Below are 20,071 nucleotides of genomic sequence, written 5' to 3' on the forward strand. Positions count from 1 at the left end.
TTCAGAGGCTTATCATGATGAAAATTGTTTTTGTCCCTGCGCTGATCGTCGTCCTTATAGATAAAGAACAGGAAGCGGGACGGGAATTGACCCGGGAAGAGGTTGAGTCGATCCGCGATGGCGCTACAGCCATCCGTCTGCCGCACGAGGCAGCAGAGGATATGATCAGAGAGCGTGGCTACCGTGATATTGATCCGGAGAATGTCTGGAACGAGTGGCAGGCGTATAAAGCAAACTGATTCTCATCAGGAACACTCTGACAGGATAATCGGGTTATTAAGCTTAGGGAGACATTCGCATGAAGATAATCATAAGACCTGCGGCGATCGACGATGTCGAGGCTATCTTCGATGTCAGGACATCGGTAACGGAAAATCATCTCAGCCGTGAGGAGATGCGTCAGATGGGGATCACGGAGAGCGTCGTTGGCGCGATGATCCAACATACCCCTTGCGCCTGGGTGGCGACTGATGGTGCCAGCATTGTCGGTTTTTCCATGATTTTGCCCGATGAAGGCTGCCTTTTTGCCGCCTTTGTGCTTCCCGCATATCAAAGCAGAGGGATAGGACGGGCGCTGGTGACGACGGCTGAGGCAGAATTATTCAAACATCACGTCACCCTCTGGCTGGAAACGGCAAAAAACAGCCGGGCTGAGATGTTTTATACCCGGCTCGGCTGGGGTAACAAAAAGGAAATTGATAAGCGCGATATCCGATTAGAAAAAAGCCAAAATAACGCGCGATAGACATGCTTATGGTTTAAAACTGATAGCTATAGTTCACGCTGGCAAACCACAGATAAGGATTATCGTAGCTGCCCTTTAACAGTTCCGGCGACTGCACGCGGGACGATTGCATATGCAGATACGACACCGCGAAGCCGACGTTACTTTGCGGCGTCACCTGATATTGCGCCCCGGTGGCAAAGCGCCACTCATCCCCGGTCGGTAAAGAGAGCGCGATGTCGCTCTGCGATTCATAAATCGAACTGTCGAACGCCACCCCGGCATTCACCCGCCACTGCTCTGTCGGGCGATACTGCACCCCCAACGCCGTATGCCAGGTGTCTTTGAGGCGGTTGGTTTTATCGAGATCCTGCCCGACCACCGAGATTTGTGGGCTGCCAAACTGACTCCAGTCCTGCCAGCCAAGATCGCCCATCACCGACCACTGTTTATTGAGGTCGTGCACCAGGCTGAGCATGATTTGCTGCGGGGCCTGCACCTGCGCCGTTATCGGCAGATCGTATTCGACGTTCGGCAAATTCGGGAAGCGCGCTTTGGCATCAATATTAAAGTCATATTTGGTTCTGCTGTTCCAGGTTAATCCCGCCCGGGTCTGGTCTGTCAGTTCCATCAGTAAACCCAGCCGATAGCTCATCGCCCAGTCGTGATCTTTTTCGGTTTTATCATCCCCGTCGACGTTGCGGGTGAGTGAAAAGAGACCGTAGTTAACGTTGACCGACCCACCCAGCGAGACTTTATCGCTCAGCTTATACGCCAGCGACGGACTTAAGGTCAGAGCCACCATCGCGCTTTTCTTCAGCAGCCGATCCCCGGCCCAGTTCCCGTAGTCGGTTGCCAGGCCATAGTTACCGTACATCCCGATACCGGCATAAAAATCATCATTCAGCTTTTGCGCGTAAAAGCCGCTGGCGTTCGGGAACAGGTTCATGATGTTGCCGGGGCTTCGGCGGCCAGACTCATCAAGCTGATAAGGGATATCCCCGTCCATCACCTGCAATCCGCCGGTAAACATGTGGTCGGGAAGACGGGTCATCCCGGCCGGGTTGGTGACAATGGTCGAGGCATCCTGGGCGCGCGCCGCCTGCCCCGCCCCGGCCAGCCCGGTATCTTCGGTGCCGATTTCATAAAAATAGAGCCCGCTGGCCCAGCTTGTGGGGGATAAAAACAGACCGAGACAAACCAGTGTAGATTTATTCATTTGCCACCTGCTTGTTTGCGTTATTGATATCGTGCGCACACCGCTGCGCTGAAATTAGCTATTTCTGAAACCGACTCAGTTGGGTTTTATCCGCCTCCTCGGCTTGGGTTGCCAGAGCCTGAAACTGAGACGGACCGTAAAATGTTTTCGGTGGCGGAAGGGATTGCATCGACGCCCCCGGATAAATTTGCAGCTCGCCGAGACGCGCCAGCTGATACCCCGCCACCACGCTCGGCATCGTGAGCATGGTCGGCGGCGTTTTTTCGTAAGCCACCGGGGTCGGTAAGCGATTGTGGTCGAGGTTATAGTTGCGCTTCAGCACCAGAAATTTATCCGGCACCCGGCGCTTGCTGTTCCACCAGTCGCCGTCCAGCTCGCGAAACTTGCGTTCGGTTTCGCTGCGGGTCGCCACCCCCAGCTGCAGCAGCGCACGATGCAGTTCCACGTCCATCGCCGCGTTATAGGCCTCTGTGGTTCCGGCCTTTCCCTGCAAGATCACGTTGATCGCGAGCCGCGCGCCTAACAGGTTGGAATACAAATCTTCCGGCGAAAAGGCAGAAATCTCTTCAGAAAATCCGGGAACCGACTGGAAACCGTACCACTGGGCGATCTCATGCCACTGGGCCAGCTGAAATGCCAGATACCCCGCCAGCCAGGCCGTCAGGCTGTAGCGTTCGGGCATGGAGGACGGCGGCGTAAACGCATGAAGCTGGATCCTGCGCACCCCCAACTCTTCGCTGTAGAAATAACGTCCGTGCTGGCCCAATTCCGGCAGCAGCCGGGAGAAGAGATACAGGGTGTTATCAGCGGTATCGCGCACGTGGGCAATATCAATAAACCCACCGCGCTGGGTATAGATCAGGCCGTCTTTTTCGTCGCTGAGCCCGACGATATTTTTCACCGCCCCCAGCGCGCTGTCGTTGTAGTGGTGATGGCCCAGCGTCTCGAGGGTGAGGACGTTACCAATCTGATACACCGGGATCGGCACCCCCACGGCGCGGACGTGCAGGTCATAGCCGAACGCGCAGCACGGGCGTAACGACTCCGGTGGCGCAAGCTGACTGACGACCGGGTACACCTTGCCCGCGTGCCTGATGGGGAACAGATCCGCATCCGCGCAGGCAAAACCCGCCACCAGCCATAACAGCATCAATCCTTTTCCCATTCAGAACGCCTCCGCCACCTGAAAATAAAATCCTGCACTCTCTTTGCCAAACCCCAGATCCAGACGCACGTTCATCGCCGGTTTCACTTCAAAGCGGTATCCCACCCCAGCGGTGGGCAACAGGGGATGATCGTTAAGCGCGCGGAGGTTCTGCCCCAGCGCACCTGCCCCCAGCCACAGCACGTATCCGTGCCGCCAGTTCAGCTTGCGACGGTACTCCACCTGCCCACTGACCACGTCGTTATCCCGGTAGCGGCCCTGATAGTAGCCGCGCATCCGCCGATCGTCCCCGGCCATCGACAGCCGATCCCAGGGCACATCGCCCCGGGTAAAGCGGCCCCACAGGTCAAAGGCCAGCACCGTTTTTTCGTTCAGCGAATGGTAATAGTCGTACTGCAGTTCGGTGGCGTTGAAATGGCTGTCTGAGCCCACCGCCGGGTCGAACCAGGTGTATTCCACTTTAAAAAAATGCCCACGACTGGCACGGGTGATCACGTCCCGGGAGTCGTAATGCAGGCTGACGCTGGGCCCCGATGCCAGAGGCGAGGTCCCGGCGTGATAACGGCTAAATTTGTCGTCAGCTCGCGGGTCGTCGACATCCGCCTGCAGGGTAGACACATCCCAGCCCGCCCCGAGATACACGTCGGGTGCTATCTCCCGTAGCACCACCGGATGCACACGAACAGCATTGCTGGTGTACTCCTGTTCATTGCCCTGCGCCGCGTCGTAGCCAATCCCCCAGAATCCGGTCGGCACCCGGTTCACCGATCCGTCGATGAACAGCCGCCAGCGGTCGTCGGTAAAAAACGTATAACTGCTTAACCCCAACCCTAACGCACCGCTGGAACTGACATAGCCGGTAAACGACAGCGACGAGTTCTGGGTAGTGGTGTCATTGGGGTCGATCCGGTAAATCCCCGCCACCGCCATACCCAGGCCCAGCCGCAGCTCCGGGGTATAAAACGGCCCCGGCAGCACGCTCCAGTTAATGCCTTTCTGCGGATCGTACTGGTTATCCGCGCCCAACCCGGAGAGCAAGTGATCCACGGATTGCCGGTCCAGCAGCGTCGCCGCCGAAGGCCACGCCGTCAGCGTCAGGGACAGTGCCAGCACCACGCGGCAGGCCGTCATCAGAAGCGGTACTCACCCGCCACAAAGAAGCTGTTGCGCTGGTTAAAGCCGAATTCGGTGAGCAGATTAAAGTTCTGCGTCATTTCGAACTGGGTACCAATCAGCATGTTCCACGGCGAGGTCAGCTTCTGTTTCACATCAAAGCGCCCGTCACCGTCCTGGTTGACGGCGTTAATCAGCGGCTGCAGCGCGGCGGGCATATGCAGATCCGCCAGGCTGCCGCGAAACTCCTGCTGCACGTCCTGATACATGGTGCCCAGCCACACCCCGAGGTGAGACTGTCCCGCTGGCCCCTGGAAGCTAAAGCGATACCCCACCCGTGGCGAGACGGTCAGCGCCGAGATTTTGCCGTCGAGGATGTCGAAATCGGTGCGGGTATAGTTGGTATCCACCAGCGCAAACCAGTTCTGATAGCCGCCCGCGAGGGTGATCCCGGTGCCCCAGGTGGTGCCTTTGAAGTCGAGCACAAAATCGATGTCCTGCAGGTCACCGCTCTGATACAGCTGATGTACCGATGAAGCAATCAGCCGATCCACGCCGGTATAGCGCGAAGGATCCGCATCAACCGAGACGTTAGAGACCGATGAACCGCGGGTATGGCCGACGATGCCGTAAACATTGAGAAACGGAAATACCCACATATCGAGGCGCAGGTTTTCCGTTTTGCTCTGCTCTCGCGTGTGCCCGGCATCAATGTTGAACATATCGGTCGGGATGGTATGGTTACCCAGCGCCAGGCCAGAAAAGCCGATGCTGTCGACATCAATGTTCTGGCGCATATTCATGTAATTAATGCCGATGCCAAAGGGTAACGGAATCGAATATCCCCGCGCCCTCGCCTCGTCGCCCCAGATGGGAAAGGTACGCTCTTCGCTGTCCGCCGCGCAGGCTACGCCCGAAACCAGCAGCAACGGCACCACCGTATTAGTCCATCTCATAGACCCTCCTCATTAATCTCTCGCGCCATTACAGGCCAGAACCCACGTTGAAATAGACCGCCTGCTCATGATCGCTGAAAGCCACATCTATCCCGGTATGCAGCCCGTACTCACGGGCGACCAGGTAACGAAACCCGGAGCCCCAGGCCACTTCGGCGGTGTGATACAGATCGCCGGTACTGTCGGCGGCACTGCCTGCGCCGACAAATCCCTGCAGTATCCAGCGCGGTGTCACCTGCCAGCCGAGCTGCGCCTGAACGGTACCGACCGCATCATCCTGATAGCGATAGCGGGAGATCCCCCGAAGCGCAATGTAAGGCCGGGCCATCGGCGGCAAATGCGCGTCCTGCTGGGACAGCATCTGATAATTACCCGCCAGCGACAGGGTCCAGGTCGGGTTCAGCGGCAGGAAGAATTTGCCGTCGAGCGTCAGCACATCGTAGCGATAATCCCCGCCGAGAAACTGGCCGTAAAACTGGTATTCGCCGCTCAGCGCCACCCCTTTTCCCGGCCAAAAGAAGTTATCGGTGGTGTCATATTCCGCAACAATCCCCAGGGCTGATGAGGTGCTGCTGTCGCCCAGCACCTGCTGCCAGAGCCGGTCAATCACCGGGTTGTTGTTGGCCGAGATATCCATCTTTGCCCAGAATTGCGATGCGCCGACAAACACCGGTGAATCCCCCACCCGGAACAGCAGTTTTTGCGTGCCGCCGTAGCCTTTGGTTTCGGTGTTAATGGCTTTGTTGCGGCTAAACCCCGCCACATCCCCGGAATAGATATCGAGATTGATATCGGCATACCCGCCCGCAATCAGATAGCGGATGTGGTCATCCTGCCAGGTATGGCGGTGGCCGCCGCCGACAAACCAGGTGCCATTTTCCGTGCCACCGCCGCCAAAGGCGCTCATCGCCGGAGGAATAAACTGCCCGTCCACCTGCTTGCCTTTACCGTGCAAAAACAAGCCAAACAAGCCGCCACCGTAGCCAACGGCAGGCTCGGTGATCACCACCGGGATCGGTAAAAAGCCGTAGGGGTTGTCCTGCAAATAGCTGCTCATATCCAGCATGCCGTCTTCGGGGTCGGTCAGATCGATTGCCTGCGCATGGCAGCAAAAAAACAGCATGAACAGCAGCGTTTTTTTCATGGTGCTTTCTCTTCAGGCTGCGCGGCAGGCGCGGTGTACCAGTTCTCTTTCGCCACCATCACTGCGGCTTCGGGCTGCATGACAAAGTTCGGCGACATGATCTGGATATTGAATTCGTTAAACACATCCTGAATATGGCTGTACAGCGCATTGCGCGCCGCCGCCAGCGACTGCCCCGGCAGGAGCCGGACCTGTAGCTCATACGAGATGTACCAGTCCATCAACCCTAGTTGACGCACCAGCGGGGGAACGGCAAGGTCGATCCCCGCGGCCCGTTTGGCGGCCAGCTCAAGTATGGCGTGAACCTGACGCCACGGGGTGTCATAGCCGATGGTGACGCCCACCGTCAGGTTGATGCCGCCCTCCGGATTGAGCGCGCTGAGATTGGTGATTTTGCCGCTCACCACCACCGCATTCGGCACCGTGACGACATAATTTTCGCGGGTGATGATTTTGGTGGCGAGCATCCCAACCTCACTCACCAGCCCTTCGTTATCGGCCACCCGAATCACATCGCCTTTGCGCAGAGCGCGGGAATAGATCAGCACCAGCCCGCTCATGGCGTGGTTCATCACCCCCGCCGAGCCCAGGGTCAGCATTAAGCCAAAGAAGACGCTGATGCCCTTAAACGCCAATGAGTTGGCACCGGGCAGGAAAGGATACGCCGCCGAAAGGGCGAACAGCCACACCACCACTGAGATCAGTTTGCGCGTGGCACCGACCGTTTCAGGGTGAATGCCGGGCAGTTGCAAACGCCCGGCTTCCACCTGATTGAGCACCACTTTCAGCAGTTTGAGGATAAAGGCGGTGATCAGAAAGATGATCAGGACAATCATGATCCCCGGGAAAGCAGAGGCAATCGACAGGGCGATCTCCCGCAGCACGTGAATCGACCAGTCGCCCAATGACGCCCCCCAGACGCGTGTCCAGGGGAACAGGCTGAACACCCAGCTCAGCCAGGCGTAAAATGCGAGGATACCCAGTAAAATCATTAGCAGGGCATACAGGCGCGTTTCGATGACACCAATAAAGCGCCGCCAGCGTTGAGGCACCCAGCTGCGATTTTGCAGAATGCGTCGCCGGTAAAAGCGCCGCACCACGCGCCACGAGCGGTAGGCGCCATACCAGAAGAGCCCCAGCGCCAGCACACCCGCCGCCATTTTCACCGCCGACAACGCGAGCCAACCAGAATCATATTGATCGCGCAGGGCTGTGCGCTGGGCTTCCATGCGGGTCAGCACGCGCTGGGCAGCCTGATCGAGGGTCAGATCATCGCCTTCATCCAGATCCGCTTGCGCCAGCAGCATCACCGGTTTGCCGTTCATGACAATCAGCCTTCCCTGCTGGTTGTAGCGGGTGACCGGCACAATTTTCAGCGGTTCGCGCAAGTCCGCCTCGGTGAAGTTGCGCAGGGTATTGCGAATACGCAGCACCCGCTCTTCCGGGGTGGTGAGGCCAAACTTTGCCTGCAGCATCACTATTGGCTGGTGGAAGATGTAAACAGTGCGGGCGCGCTCCTGCTCAGACGGCTGCTGGCGCGGTTCCGCCGCCTGCGGCGAAAAGGCCAGTGACGCGAGCACAGACGTTAAAAAAGCGAGCAGGATCCTGTTCATCACCACCACCCTAACGCGACATTATTGTTATTTTTCAGGCCACCCGCGCCTCGGGTGGCCTGTGCTGTTTAGAGCGTAGTCCAGCGTTTCGCTTTCGCCATCACCCTCAGAAACGGATCTTCATCCCCAGAGACGCCGAAATATCCGCATCAAGGCTGGTTTTGCCGCTGTTATCCCAGGTTTTGCCCACTTCGGTGTAGGCCTGCACGTCGTCGGTTACTGTCCAGGTGGCACCAATCGCTGCTTCGGTGGCGGCAAACTGTTGGTTGGCCTTCAGGGTGGTTTTGCCGTCGCCGTTGGCGGTATTGCGGTAGGTCACCTCATCCTGACCGTCGGTCAGCTCCTGCCAGTAGTTGACTCGCACGTACGGCTTCACTTTGCCGTAGTTCGTATCGTATTCGGCGGTAAGACGCGCCCCCAGACGGCCAATCACCGCGCTGTCGGCATTAACGCTGACGTTGGTTCTGGCGGCATCGTTCAGCGTGACGTCGTCAAAGTTGCTCCACTGCCAGATCAGCTGCGCCTGCGGCTCCAGCGCCCAGCCGGTGTCGCCGAAGTACCAGGGTTTACCCACTTCCACAGAGGCCGTCACGGTGTTGCCATCCGGGTGATAGGTTTGATGATCGGTCATGTTTTTCAGGTCAACCGAGTGATAACCGTACTGCAGAACGTTATCGACGTAGAAGCCGTCGGTATCGGTCCAGGTGGCATACCCGCCGAGATAGGTCGAGAAGGTGGAGTTATACGCCGCGCCGCCGCTCATGCCGGTGTTGCCATCAATCGAACTGTCGATGTCCATAAAGGTGGTGTACAACCCGGCGCGCCACTGGTCGTTTTGCCACAGATCGAGCCCCATCTGCATACCGTTATACTGGCTGTGGCTGGTGCTGCTGGTCGCATCATCGAGGGTCTGATCGATGGTTTTGGTCAGGTAGCGCGCCCAGAAGCGCCCTTCCTGATCTGCCGGGTTGTCGGCCCGATACGGCTGCTCGTCACCCTGACGCAGGTGCAGGGTGCCGAGCACAAACAGATCGGCCTGGCGGATAATCGACGGCAGAGTGTCGAAGCCCGGCACGTCCGGGCGATAGCCCGCACGCAGGAACCAGTCCTCGCCCGCGCCGTTAATATCCCCGGCGAACAGCTGGTATTCCCAGGCTCCCGCCGTCAGGTAATCGGACCCGATGTTAAAGGCATCTTTGGTGGTTTGCGCAGTGGTCACCCCGCCGTTAATCGCATCGACCACCAGAATGCCGTCACCTTCGGTTGGCTCGCCAAGTCGGCTGACGTCGATATCCAGCAGCGTGCTGCCGCTGGCCGAGCCGCCGTCGATCACCAGCCGGTCGGCGATGCCGGGGCTGTTCTGCTGGGCTGCAATTTTCAGCGTGCCGTTGAGGCCGACATAATCGCCCGCCACCGTCAGGGTCGAGCCAACGTTGCCGCCGCGCAGATTGACCGTGCCCTGGTTCACCAGGTCCTTCACGGTCTGGTTATGACCGCCGGTATCCAGCGTGCCGTTACTGCTGACGATATGGCTGGAGGCGTTGCTGAAGCGATTGATGCCGCCCGCCAGCAAGGTGCCGTTTTCCACCAGCGTGTAGCCGGTCCATTTATTGAGGCCGTTCAGCACCGTGGTGCCTTCACCGCGCTGAATAAAATCACCAGTGCCAGTAATGATGCCGTTAAGCTCCAGCGTGTTGGCGCGATTCACCACCAGAGTGGCGAGGTTGACCACGTTACCCAGCACGCTGCCGCTGGTGCCGCCATTGCCGAGTTGCAAGGTGCCGTTGCGCACCGTGGTTTCGCCCTGGAAGCTGCTGTCCTGCGTCAGGGTCAGCACGCCGTCGCCCTGTTTCGCCAGATTGCCGCTGCCGCTCACCGCGGTCAGAAGAGAAACGTCGTTGCCGTTGGTATCAATGGCGCCGCCGTCCCCGGCCAGAGTCACTTCGCGGGCGGTATCAAACGCCGCACCGTAGCGCAGCGTACCGCCATTCAGGGTAATTGCCGTGCCTGCCGCACCGAGGTTCGGATCGCCCGAGACCTGCAGCACCCCGTCGCTGATAGTGGTCCCGCCCTGATACGTATTGTTGCCGTTGAGCACCAGAGTGCCGAGGTCGGTTTTATTCAGCCCGCCGCTGCCCGCGATTTGCGAGTTAAGGGTCGCGGTATAGCCCGCCCCGCGCAACGTCCCGTCCCCGACGCGAATAATCGTGTCGGCGGTATCGGTGGTAATCACCCCGTCATTGATCACGTAGCCGTTGGTCATAAACTGCGCGCCGCTGATGGTCACCGCACCGAGACTGTTATCGACGCTGACGTTACCGGACTCGCCGCCAAACACCGCAAAAGCGCCATCGCTGAACGGGGTGTTAAAGGCCCCTTCCGGCGAGGTCTGATCGGTGGTCCAGTTATCGTTGCCGTTGCTGTTTTGCCACAGCCCGTTACCGCCATCGATCGTGTCGTTGTTTTTCAGCGAACCGCCTTCGCCGCCGAAGCCGTCCCAGAAGCGCATGGTGTAACCGCTGCGGTTGACCAGGTTCACCTGTCCGTCGATCGAGGTCTGAACATACAGATCGTCGGCCGCCGCAGGCGCCGTGCCAATCTGCAGAATGTTGTTGGTCAGCGCGCCGCTGTAGTCGATCACCCGATAGACGCCAACGTCGAAATTGCCGCCTGCGGTCTGGGTAATATTGAGTGTGCCATCGAGATTCAGATCGCCGTTCACCGTCAGCAGGTCGTTCAGCGCCCCGCCCGGCGTACCGGACTGGCCAAACTGGAAGTCCAGCTGCGCATTTTGCGCCAGCGTCAGGCTGCCGATCGTCAGTTCGCCCACGCTGCCGACCGCCGCGCCCGGCGTCAGATGGCCATTGTCGGCCACGGTAACGCTGCCGCCTAAGATCCCGGCCCCGCCCAGCGTGGCATCGGTGGCCACAATGGTTGCCCCCGTCGCCGCGCTTTGGTCGCCGTTGACCAGCAGTACGCCCTGTTGCACCGAGGTTGCGCCGGTATAGCTGTTATCCCCGGTTAAGGTCAGCGTGCCGGAGCCGGTTTTCGCCAGCCCGCCGCCGATACCGCTGATAAGCCCGCTGATGGTGTCGTTGAGACCAAGGTTGCCTTCGGTCAGCGTTGCGCTGCCGAGGTTAACGTCCCCGGCCCCGGACAGCGAACCGATGGCGGTATTGCCTGCGGAATCGACCAGCGACACGCTGCCGCCCGCCAGGTTACTGATGCGTGCTGACGCGCCCTGGGCATTGCCCGTATAGGCCACGGTGCCGCTGTTGGTGGTCAGGCTGTTGCCCGCATCGGCACTGCCTGACAGCAGCATCTGTGAAGCGGTATCAACATTGACGGTCGCATTGCCGCCGCTGCTGTCATCCCCCAGCGTCAGCGTGCCGTCAACCAGGTTGATAGCGCTGCCGTCCGCGGTGGCGGTATCGTTAAACGCCAGCGTCGAGCCGGTGACGGTAAACAGATGGGCTTCGGCGGCGCTGTCGTTGTTGAAATTGAGCCGCGCGTCATCGGTCAGCGCGACCGTACTGTCGGCGCGGCCCAGCGCTCCGCTGGCGTTGGCATTGACGGTTAATGTGCCGGTGCCGTTTTTACCGATAATCGTGGTATTGCCCTGATAGCTGTTGGCGATATTCAGATCCAACACCCCATCGTCGGTGCCGGTAGAACTGTCTTTCACCGCCAGCGGGCCGTCGCCACCAATCCCGCCCTGTGGGGTAAAGGTCTGGCCGAAGACGTCGAAGGTGCCGCCCGCCACGCCATCGACAACAAACAGGCGGTCGGTGGTGTAATCGGCCCCGGTCTGGAAGGTGGCACCATTTTTGATCAGCACAAAGGTGTCGGCATCGCCGAGGCTGCTGTCTTTTGATACCTGTAAAATGCCGTTCCACACCGCCGTGCCGCCGCTGTACTGGTTGTCGCCGTTGAGGATCAGACGACCGGGGTCGGTTTTCAGCAGGCGGATGGCACCGTCGTCGTTATTGTCCTGCACCAGATCGACATTGACCGTGGTGGTCACATCGGCACCGGCCGCGCCGTCACCCACGCGGATCACAAAGAAACTGTCGCCATGCGTCCCGCCCACGGCATCGTAGCTGTTATCGGGCGAACCTGCCCCCGCCAGATTGGTGGCGACGATGTGCAACTGAGAGTCCGGGTTGGCGGGATCGGCCGCCAGCACGTAGCCATCGGTGGTGAACTGCATCCCGCTGGTGAGGACATCCCCCGCGACATTGCTGATCAGCACGTTATCGGCCGCCCCCTGGAAGACGGCAAAGGCGGTTTGCGACCAGGGGGCATTGCCCACCCCGTTGACCTGGGTCCAGTTGTTACTGGTCCCGGAAATTAACGCCGTCCAGAAGCCGAATCCGCCGTCGACAGTCCCGTTCCCGGAAGTGCCGTCGCCGTGGTTGGTGGCATTAAGATCGCCATCCCAGAACTGGAGCTGATCCGCGGGCTGCGGGAAATCCAGCACCAGGTTAACCTGGTTGGCAATGTTGGTCTGGACGGCATACAGTTCAGCGTCGTTTGGCGGCAGCGTGCCAATGGTCATGGTGTTATTGACCAGCGCACCGCCGTAGTTAAACAGACGATAGACCCCTGGCAGGAAGGTTCCGCCTGCGGTCAGAGCTACATTGACGACGCCGTCGAGGGTCAGATTCCCGGCCACGTCCACCAGATCGTTTAGCGCCCCGCCAGGGGTATAGGCTTCCCCGAGTTGGAACTGGCTGTCGGTGTCACTCGCGAGGGTCAGATCGCCGTTGATGGTCAGCACCCCGGTGCCGTTGCCCCGGGCATCATCCCCCGGACGCAGCACGGTGCCGGTATCAAAGACCACATCGCCGCCCAGCGTGCCGTAGCCGCCGAGGGTGGTGCCGGACTGGACGGTGGTCAGCCCGGTTCCGCTCTGCACGCCGTTAACCAGCAAAGTGCCTTGCTCGACGGTAGTGGTTCCGGCATAGCTGTTGTTGCCGCCAAGGCGGGTCACGCCGCTGCCCAACTGGCGGAAGTCCCCGGTACCCGAAATCACGCCGTTAAGCGCCACGTCGTCCGAACGGTTCACCGTTAACAGGCCGTTGTCGGTGATGTTGGTGACGGTCGACAGGCTGCCGGTGGTGCCGCCGTTGCCCAGCGCCAGCTCGGAATCGGGACCGATCAGCGTATTGCCGGTGAAGGTGTTGTTACCCAGCAGGATGGTGTTGCCGCCGTTGATGCGCTCCATGCCGCCGGAGCCGGAAATCACTCCGCTGTAGGTCTGATCGGCTGCGCCATCAAACGACACCAGGCTGGTAGGCCCGGTCGTCGCGATGTTGTACTGGCGGATGGTGGCTTCGCCGCTGGTCACGCCGTTATCGCCGGTGCGCAACGTCGCCCCGTTGTTGACGTTAATCTGTTGCGCGCCGGAGAGCGCCAGATCGTTGACCACGCGAACATCCGCCGGATCGCCATCAAGGGTCAGGGAGCTCCAGCCGGTGCCAATGTTGGTGCCCTGGGCCAGATCGTCTGCCGCCAGCGAGCCAATGTTTGCCGACCCGCCAGCGCTGTGGGTGCTGTTAAACGTCAGCGCGTTGTTGGTGCCGCCTTCGCTGAGAACATGGTGGAGAGTGGACAGACTCACGTCACCGAAGGTGGCGGTATCATTGCCATCGCCCCCGGTAAAGGTCACGCCACCGGCGAATTCCCCCGCCGTATAGCCAAACTGGTCATTGCCGCTGCCGAGGGTGATCTCGCCCTGGGTGGTGCCGGCGTTGATGTTCATTACGTCGTTGCCGCTGCCGGTTAACACCACCTGGGCGCTGTCGCTGGCGGCACGCAGCGTGCCGGTGTTAGTCACGGTGTTATTCGCGCTACCGGAGGCGTCAATCACCGTCGCGTCTTCGCTCTGGCTGATGATGGTCCCGGTGTTGCTGATGCTGCGCGTGGCTGCGGTGCCGTTAAGCGCAATCAGCGACTGGGCGTTGGTGGTGCTGGTGGAGGTGATGGTCCCGCTGTTGCTGAAGGCCGCAGTATTCTGCGCCAGGATGGTACTGCCGGTATCGCTGCTGGTGGTGATCACGCCGCTGTTGCTCAGGCTGCTGGCATTGGTCGCTTCAATCGCCGCCCCCGCCGTTGCCCCCATGGTGATCGAGGTACCCGAGTTCACGCTGCCGCTGGTGCGCGCGAGGATCCCGGTGCTGTCGGTGCCGGTTCCGTTGATGGTGTAGCCGGTGCCGATGGTCAGATTGCCGCTGGTTTGCGAGCCATCCGCCTGCATAAAGGCAAAGCCGCTGCCGCTGCCCAACACATTCAGGACGTTGTCGCTGCCTTCGGCGGTAAAGGTCACCGCCGTGCGGATCGCCGGGCCATCGCCCGCATTAATCGTCACGTCGTTGAGGTTGATATCACTGGCGCTGGCGTTGTTATTGATGCCCGCGCCGGTTCCGCTCACATCGATAGTGGTGTTGCTGGCGTTGAAAGAGGACGCCCCGGTGCTGTCGATCCGCACCCCGTCCGCACCGTTGCTGGCGGTGATCTGGTTTCCGCTGCCGTTGACGGTCAGCGTGGCTCCGTTGCCTGCCAGCTGTACGGCGGCTAACCCGCCATTGGCGGTAACCGTACCGAGCTGGCTGACCGTCGCCCCTGCGCCCTCAACCCGCAGACCAATATTCCCGCTGCCGGAGGCACCGGACACCGTGATGGCACCGCTGTTGTTCAGCAGTCCGGCATTCTGAATATCCACCCCGATGTTGTTGGTACCCGCGACGCTGACCGGCGCCGTAACCGTCGCCTGGCCGTTGTTATGCAGGATGATCCCGGTGCTGTTTGTTCCCAGCAGATTGATCGCCGCCCCGGCATTTAAGGTCAGATTGCCGAGGTAGCCAATGTTATAGCCGACAATCCCCGACTGCCCGTCGGCAGAAGCGATCACCGCATCGGACGTCACCAGCGTTTCCCGCGCCACGGGATCAATGGTGGCGTCGATATTGTAATTGCGACCATCCACCAGCACCGCCGTGGTGTTGTTTCCGGCCAGATTAATCGCCCCGTCGGTGATCGCCCCGTTTGCCCCGCCGGTCACTTTGACCCCGACCGCATTGTTGCCGGAGACGGTGATGGTGGCAGCGCCGGTGGTTAACTGGGTAGCGACATCATCGGCAAGATCGTTATTGTTCAGATCATCCACACCGTTGGCAAAGACCCCGGTGGAGCCTTGCCCGGAGACAATCAGGTCGTAACTGCTGCCGGTGCCGGTATTGCCGTTGAAGATCGCCCCATGATCGACGGCGAACAGAATCGAGTCCGTCTGCGCGTTATCGGTAATGGTCGCATTGGTAATGTTGATGCTGGCGCCCTGGCCCCAGGCGTAATAGCCCATCTGCTGCGAATTCTGGAATGACAACGAGGCGTCCGCGCCAATATCAATGGTGGCGTTGCCACGGGCATGCACCCCAATGGCCCCTGCCGACAGCAGACTGATGTCCGAATCCAGCGTTACCTGCGCCGCCTGGCTGTTAAGCCCTTCGGCATAAACAGCATAGTTGCGATAGGTATAGGGCTGGGAATCGGTTCCCCCTGCATCACCGGCCGTTCCCACGATGATGCTGGCATCCGCGGTTGAATTCAGCGTAGCGTTTGCGGTTTGCGCCAGGATGTTGAGGGCGATGTTGTTGTCGCCATCCACGAAAATCCTGCCGTTGTTGGTGACCACCCCGCCATTGTCTTTGACATACATGCCGTAGTTGGCAGCCGCAGCGGTCCCGCCGTCTGAAGTGGACGTCAGGGAACCCAGCACATTCAGCTGCCCATTGTTGGTCACGTCCTCGGTACCACCGTCAACCAGCATCCCGGCAGCATTGCGGGTTTGTGACAGCAGCGTGATCGTGCCGGTGTTCACCATGTTGCCCTTGCCGGTGGTGTACATCCCGGCGGTTAAATTCCCGCTGCCGACCAGATTAATGGCCTGCGGTACCGCGACGGTGGTGATCGGTGCGCCACCAATAAAAATGCGCCCGGCGTTAGTCACCGTTCCGGTGGAGTCACTTAAAATCGCATAGCCACCCGCGCGTCCGTCTGGATTACGGCTGTTGCCCGTCAGGGTAATGGTGCCGGTGTTAGTGAGCGTGCTGCTGTCGCCAACCGCCATCCCCCAGGCGTTATGGGATGCGCTATTGGTGACGGCAACGTTGATATACCCCGAGTTACTGAGCGTCGCGTCGCCAAGCCCGGCCATCCCCACGCTGCCGACGTTGCTCACATTCTGATTTACCCCGTCTTTTTCGAGGAACAGCCCGGCATTGATGGTCCCGGTATTGATTGCATCGCCAAAGTTGGCGAGCATCGCTACCGTCGACGTGCTGCCGCTGCTGCGCCAGGCATTGATGTCACCGTTGTTGGTGATCACCCCGCCATCAAAGGCTTCCATGACGGCGGATGCGCCATCAACGGCCAGGCTGCCATCCGCGGTGACCGTGCCGGTTGCCGCATCGCCGTTAGCATAGATGACCCGCAGATCGCCCGTGCCAATGGTGGCGTTGTTGGTATGGTTCAGACGATCTTCCCAGACGTCATAGGTGAGGTTTATCTGGGTACTTTGCGCCTGGTTGAGTAATCCGGTAATGATGCTGTTATAGACAGTTTGCGCTTCAACGGCGGAGTCAATGACTTCACCCTGAACGGTTGCCCCGGCGGTCAGCCAGTACTGGATCTGCGGGCTGCCAGCATACGCACCCTGCCCGGTGAGGTAATTATTCACATCAGCAATATCGTCCGAAGAGGTGATGTCGAACGTGCGGCTGCCCAACTGGATCACGCGTCCGCCGGGGAGTTCGGTGTAATTCGGTAACGTCAGGGTGTAGTTATACTGGGTGCTTTGCGCGCCCACGCTCTGGCTCTGGTTGCTGATCACCGCCGCAGGACGGAAATGAATATAGTTATCGGACTGCCAGTTAACCGCGCTGGTGGCCGATCCATCCCCGTCGGCACGGGCCAGGGTGGAGTCTTTGGTCAGCAGGTCGAGGGTATTGGCCGCCGCGGCAATCGGGGTCGCGCCAAGGGTGTCCGCGCCAATATTGATATTCGCTGTACCGCCATCAGTACCGATTTCAACGATGCCGAACTGGTTCATGATCCGCACAGATTCAGGGTCATAAACCGATAATTGCATATTGCCGACCGGGGTATCGTCCGCCGAGACAAAGGTTGAGGAGTCGTAAATACTGATGACCTGGAAGCTGCCGTCCAGCCCCGGGACCTCAACGTTGAGCTCCTCGTTCTGCTGCGGATTCGCCGGATTAGGCGAGTAGGTAAATTCACTGATATTGGCGGCCGTAATCGGGGTGATCACCCCTTGCGAATCCGTTGCCTGAATAGTGAGGATCCGATCCCCTTCCGGGGCAATGGCCCCTGGCAGCGCATTGACCACCGTAACGGTCCGCCCGGTTACCCCGTTCCCGGACGTCACATCCGGCAGTTGCGGGATTGGGCCCAGAATATTAAGCGTAGTGCCCGGTAAATAATGATTCGGTAAAACCTGATTATCAATGCTAAAGGCTATACCTGTATCGATGACTGTATCAAAGTTATAGGTGGGGTCAGTCGGGAATAAATAACTGGGATAGGCGGTCGCCCAGTTTATATCGTCTGCATACGCTGCGCCGGATAAGCCAGAAAGTATTACCGTAACAACGCTGGGGATAATCAGACGGCGAGGACTTTTTTTGCCGGAGTGCGCAGTAGAGAGCTCACTTACCGCAACAAAACAGCCAGCCACGTGGCTCCATACATGACGATATATTTTATTCATAACAGCCCTGCCTGATCCATAGGTTTGAAATCAATGGAAATAACGAGAAAAGTTAAGAAACATCAGTGGGAGTAGTACGATAAGGTTAGCTGAATATTTAATTTTCACGAATAGTCATTATTGAAAAAATAAATCAATGATATTGACGGGATGCTGAATATAATCTAGCTGCGCTAACGCATTAACACTCTTAATCAATTTAAAAACAATTAGTCTGTAGGCCTAATTATTTAATTGCACATCTTACTTGCTGATTACAAACAACGGTTTATATTTTAAAGCAGGTTACAGATTGTAACTTTCGGGATGTAGACAATTTTCGTCGAGCCGCTAAAAGTGCGAGGATGTAAATGAAACTGAAACCCATAGCCAGAGGACTGGCGCTGGCTGGTCTGTTGACCACATTCATTGTTCCAGCGTATGCCGATGTTTCCCCTAAAGACGCCACCGCCGCCACCAAACAAGCTAACGACAGTCTTTATAACCAACTTCCTTTCTCTGATAACACTGACTTTACCGATGCGCACAAAGGCTTTATTGCCCCGCTGCCAACTGAAGTGATTCACGGTGAACAGGGAAATGTGGTCTGGAATCCTCAGCAGTACGCGTTTATTAAAGAAGGTGAAAAAGCACCGGATACGGTTAACCCGAGCCTGTGGCGACAGTCGCAGCTAATTAATATTAGCGGCTTATTCGAAGTCACCGACGGGGTATATCAGATCCGCAACCTCGACCTGTCGAATATGACCATTATCGAAGGAACTACCGGCATTACCGTCGTTGACCCGCTGGTCTCGGCAGAAACCGCGAAAGTCGGGATGGACCTCTATTTCAAACAGCGCGGTAAAAAACCGGTTGTGGCGATTATTTACACCCACAGCCACGTTGACCACTATGGCGGCGTGCGCGGCGTGGTTGACGAAGCCGACGTGAAAGCCGGTAAAACCAAAATTTACGCTCCGGCCGGCTTTATGGAAGCCGCCGTGGCAGAAAACATTATGGCCGGTAACGTGATGAGCCGCCGCGCCAGCTACATGTACGGCAACCTGCTGAAACCGGATGCCAAAGGCCAGGTCGGTGCCGGTCTGGGGACTACCACCTCGGCGGGTACGGTGACGCTGATTGCGCCAACCAATATCATCGAGAAAGACGGTCAGAAAGAGACCATCGACGGCCTGACCTATGACTTTATGCTCGCACCAGGCTCCGAAGCCCCGTCAGAAATGCTGTGGTTTATCGAAGAGAAAAAACTCATCGAATCAGCCGAAGACGTGACTCACACCCTGCACAACACCTACTCCCTGCGCGGGGCGAAAATTCGTGAGCCGCTGCCGTGGTCGAAATACATCAACGAAGCGATTGTGCGCTGGGGTGATAAAGCCGAGATCCTGATGGCCCAGCACCACTGGCCGACCTGGGGTAACGAAAACGTCAATAAACTGCTGAAAAGCCAGCGTGACCTGTACCGCTACATCAACGACCAGACCTTGCGTATGGCCAACCAGGGCCTGACCCGGGATGAGATTGCCGCCAACTTCAAACTGCCGGACTCGCTGGCCCACACCTGGGCGAACCGTGGCTACTACGGCTCGGTGAGCCACGACGTGAAAGCCACCTACGTGCTGTACCTCGGCTGGTTTGACGGCAACCCGGCCACCCTCGACGAACTGCCGCCGGAAGAGTCGGCGAAGAAATTTGTCGAGTACATGGGCGGTGCCGATGCGCTTCTGCAGAAAGCGAAAACCGACTTCGACCAGGGTAACTACCGCTGGGTCGCGCAGGTGGTGAGCAAAGTGGTGTTCGCCGATCCGCAAAACCAGGCCGCGCGTAATCTGGAAGCAGATGCGCTGGAGCAGCTGGGTTATCAGGCTGAGTCTGGCCCGTGGCGTAACTTCTACCTCACCGGCGCGCAGGAACTGCGTAACGGCGTGGTGAAAGGCCCGACCCCGAACACTGCCAGCCCGGATACCGTGCGTGCGATGACGCCAGAGATGTTCTTCGACTATTTGGCGGTGCACATCAACGGCGAGAAAGCAGGTAGCGCGAAGTCGGTGTTTAACATCGATCTGGGCAGCGAAGGCGGCAAGTACAAGCTGGAGCTGGAAAACGGGGTGCTGAACCACACCGCCAACGCAGAAGCGAAAGATGCTGACGCGACCCTGACCCTCAGCCGCGACACGCTGAATAAAATCATCCTGAAAGAGACTACCCTCAAACAGGCTGAAGACAGCGGCGATGTGAAACTGACCGGCGACGGTGCCAAACTTGACCAGATGCTGGGCTATATGGACAAGTTTGAATTCTGGTTCAATATTGTGACACCGTAACGTAACGACACCCTCGCGACTCC

At 58.6% G+C, this 20,071-nt stretch carries 10 protein-coding genes; 3 read left to right on the forward strand and 7 right to left on the reverse strand.

Going from position 1 to position 20,071, the window contains the following annotated elements:
- Window positions 1-17 precede the first annotated feature (17 nt).
- Window positions 18-239 carry a hypothetical protein gene (locus M8013_RS05740; RefSeq protein ID WP_271266884.1) on the forward strand — a complete coding sequence of 74 codons (222 nt, stop codon included), beginning with the start codon at window positions 18-20 and terminating at the stop codon, window positions 237-239.
- Window positions 240-298: 59 nt separating this feature from the next.
- The gene (locus tag M8013_RS05745; protein WP_271266844.1) at window positions 299-745 is read left to right on the forward strand and encodes a GNAT family N-acetyltransferase; all 447 of its coding nucleotides are present in this window, start codon (window positions 299-301) and stop codon (window positions 743-745) included.
- Window positions 746-758: 13 nt separating this feature from the next.
- Here the strand turns inward: M8013_RS05745 and M8013_RS05750 are convergent, their stop codons facing one another.
- The 7 genes from M8013_RS05750 to M8013_RS05780 form a co-directional block, all read right to left on the reverse strand.
- Window positions 759-1,943 (reverse strand): OmpP1/FadL family transporter, encoded by a 1,185-nt coding sequence (locus M8013_RS05750; RefSeq protein WP_271266845.1) that lies wholly within the window; start codon window positions 1,941-1,943, stop codon window positions 759-761.
- Between the two features lie 58 nt (window positions 1,944-2,001).
- Window positions 2,002-3,108, reverse strand: a complete 1,107-nt coding sequence (locus tag M8013_RS05755) for a DUF4056 domain-containing protein (RefSeq protein ID WP_271266846.1) — start codon at window positions 3,106-3,108, stop codon at window positions 2,002-2,004.
- The gene (locus M8013_RS05760) at window positions 3,109-4,239 is read right to left on the reverse strand and encodes a BamA/TamA family outer membrane protein (protein WP_271266847.1); all 1,131 of its coding nucleotides are present in this window, start codon (window positions 4,237-4,239) and stop codon (window positions 3,109-3,111) included. It lies immediately after the preceding gene.
- Complete coding sequence (locus M8013_RS05765) at window positions 4,239-5,177, reverse strand: hypothetical protein (RefSeq protein ID WP_271266848.1); 939 nt, start codon at window positions 5,175-5,177, stop codon at window positions 4,239-4,241. The genes M8013_RS05760 and M8013_RS05765 overlap by 1 nt, the downstream gene beginning before the upstream one ends.
- 28 nt (window positions 5,178-5,205) lie before the next feature.
- The gene (locus M8013_RS05770; protein WP_271266849.1) at window positions 5,206-6,321 is read right to left on the reverse strand and encodes a BamA/TamA family outer membrane protein; all 1,116 of its coding nucleotides are present in this window, start codon (window positions 6,319-6,321) and stop codon (window positions 5,206-5,208) included.
- Window positions 6,318-7,934 (reverse strand): mechanosensitive ion channel family protein, encoded by a 1,617-nt coding sequence (locus M8013_RS05775; protein ID WP_271266850.1) that lies wholly within the window; start codon window positions 7,932-7,934, stop codon window positions 6,318-6,320. Before M8013_RS05775 ends, M8013_RS05770 begins: the two co-directional genes overlap by 4 nt.
- Before the next feature lie 106 nt (window positions 7,935-8,040).
- Window positions 8,041-17,721, reverse strand: a complete 9,681-nt coding sequence (locus tag M8013_RS05780) for an autotransporter-associated beta strand repeat-containing protein (RefSeq protein ID WP_271266851.1) — start codon at window positions 17,719-17,721, stop codon at window positions 8,041-8,043.
- Window positions 17,722-18,071: 350 nt separating this feature from the next.
- Here M8013_RS05780 and M8013_RS05785 point away from each other — a divergent pair, with 350 nt between their 5' ends.
- On the forward strand, window positions 18,072-20,048 hold the full coding sequence (locus tag M8013_RS05785; protein ID WP_271266852.1) for an alkyl/aryl-sulfatase: 1,977 nt from the start codon (window positions 18,072-18,074) through the stop codon (window positions 20,046-20,048).
- The last annotated feature ends 23 nt before the right edge of the window (window positions 20,049-20,071 follow it).

Origin of the sequence: Silvania confinis (assembly GCF_025564085.1) — a bacterium.
Lineage (GTDB): Bacteria > Pseudomonadota > Gammaproteobacteria > Enterobacterales > Enterobacteriaceae > Enterobacter > Enterobacter confinis.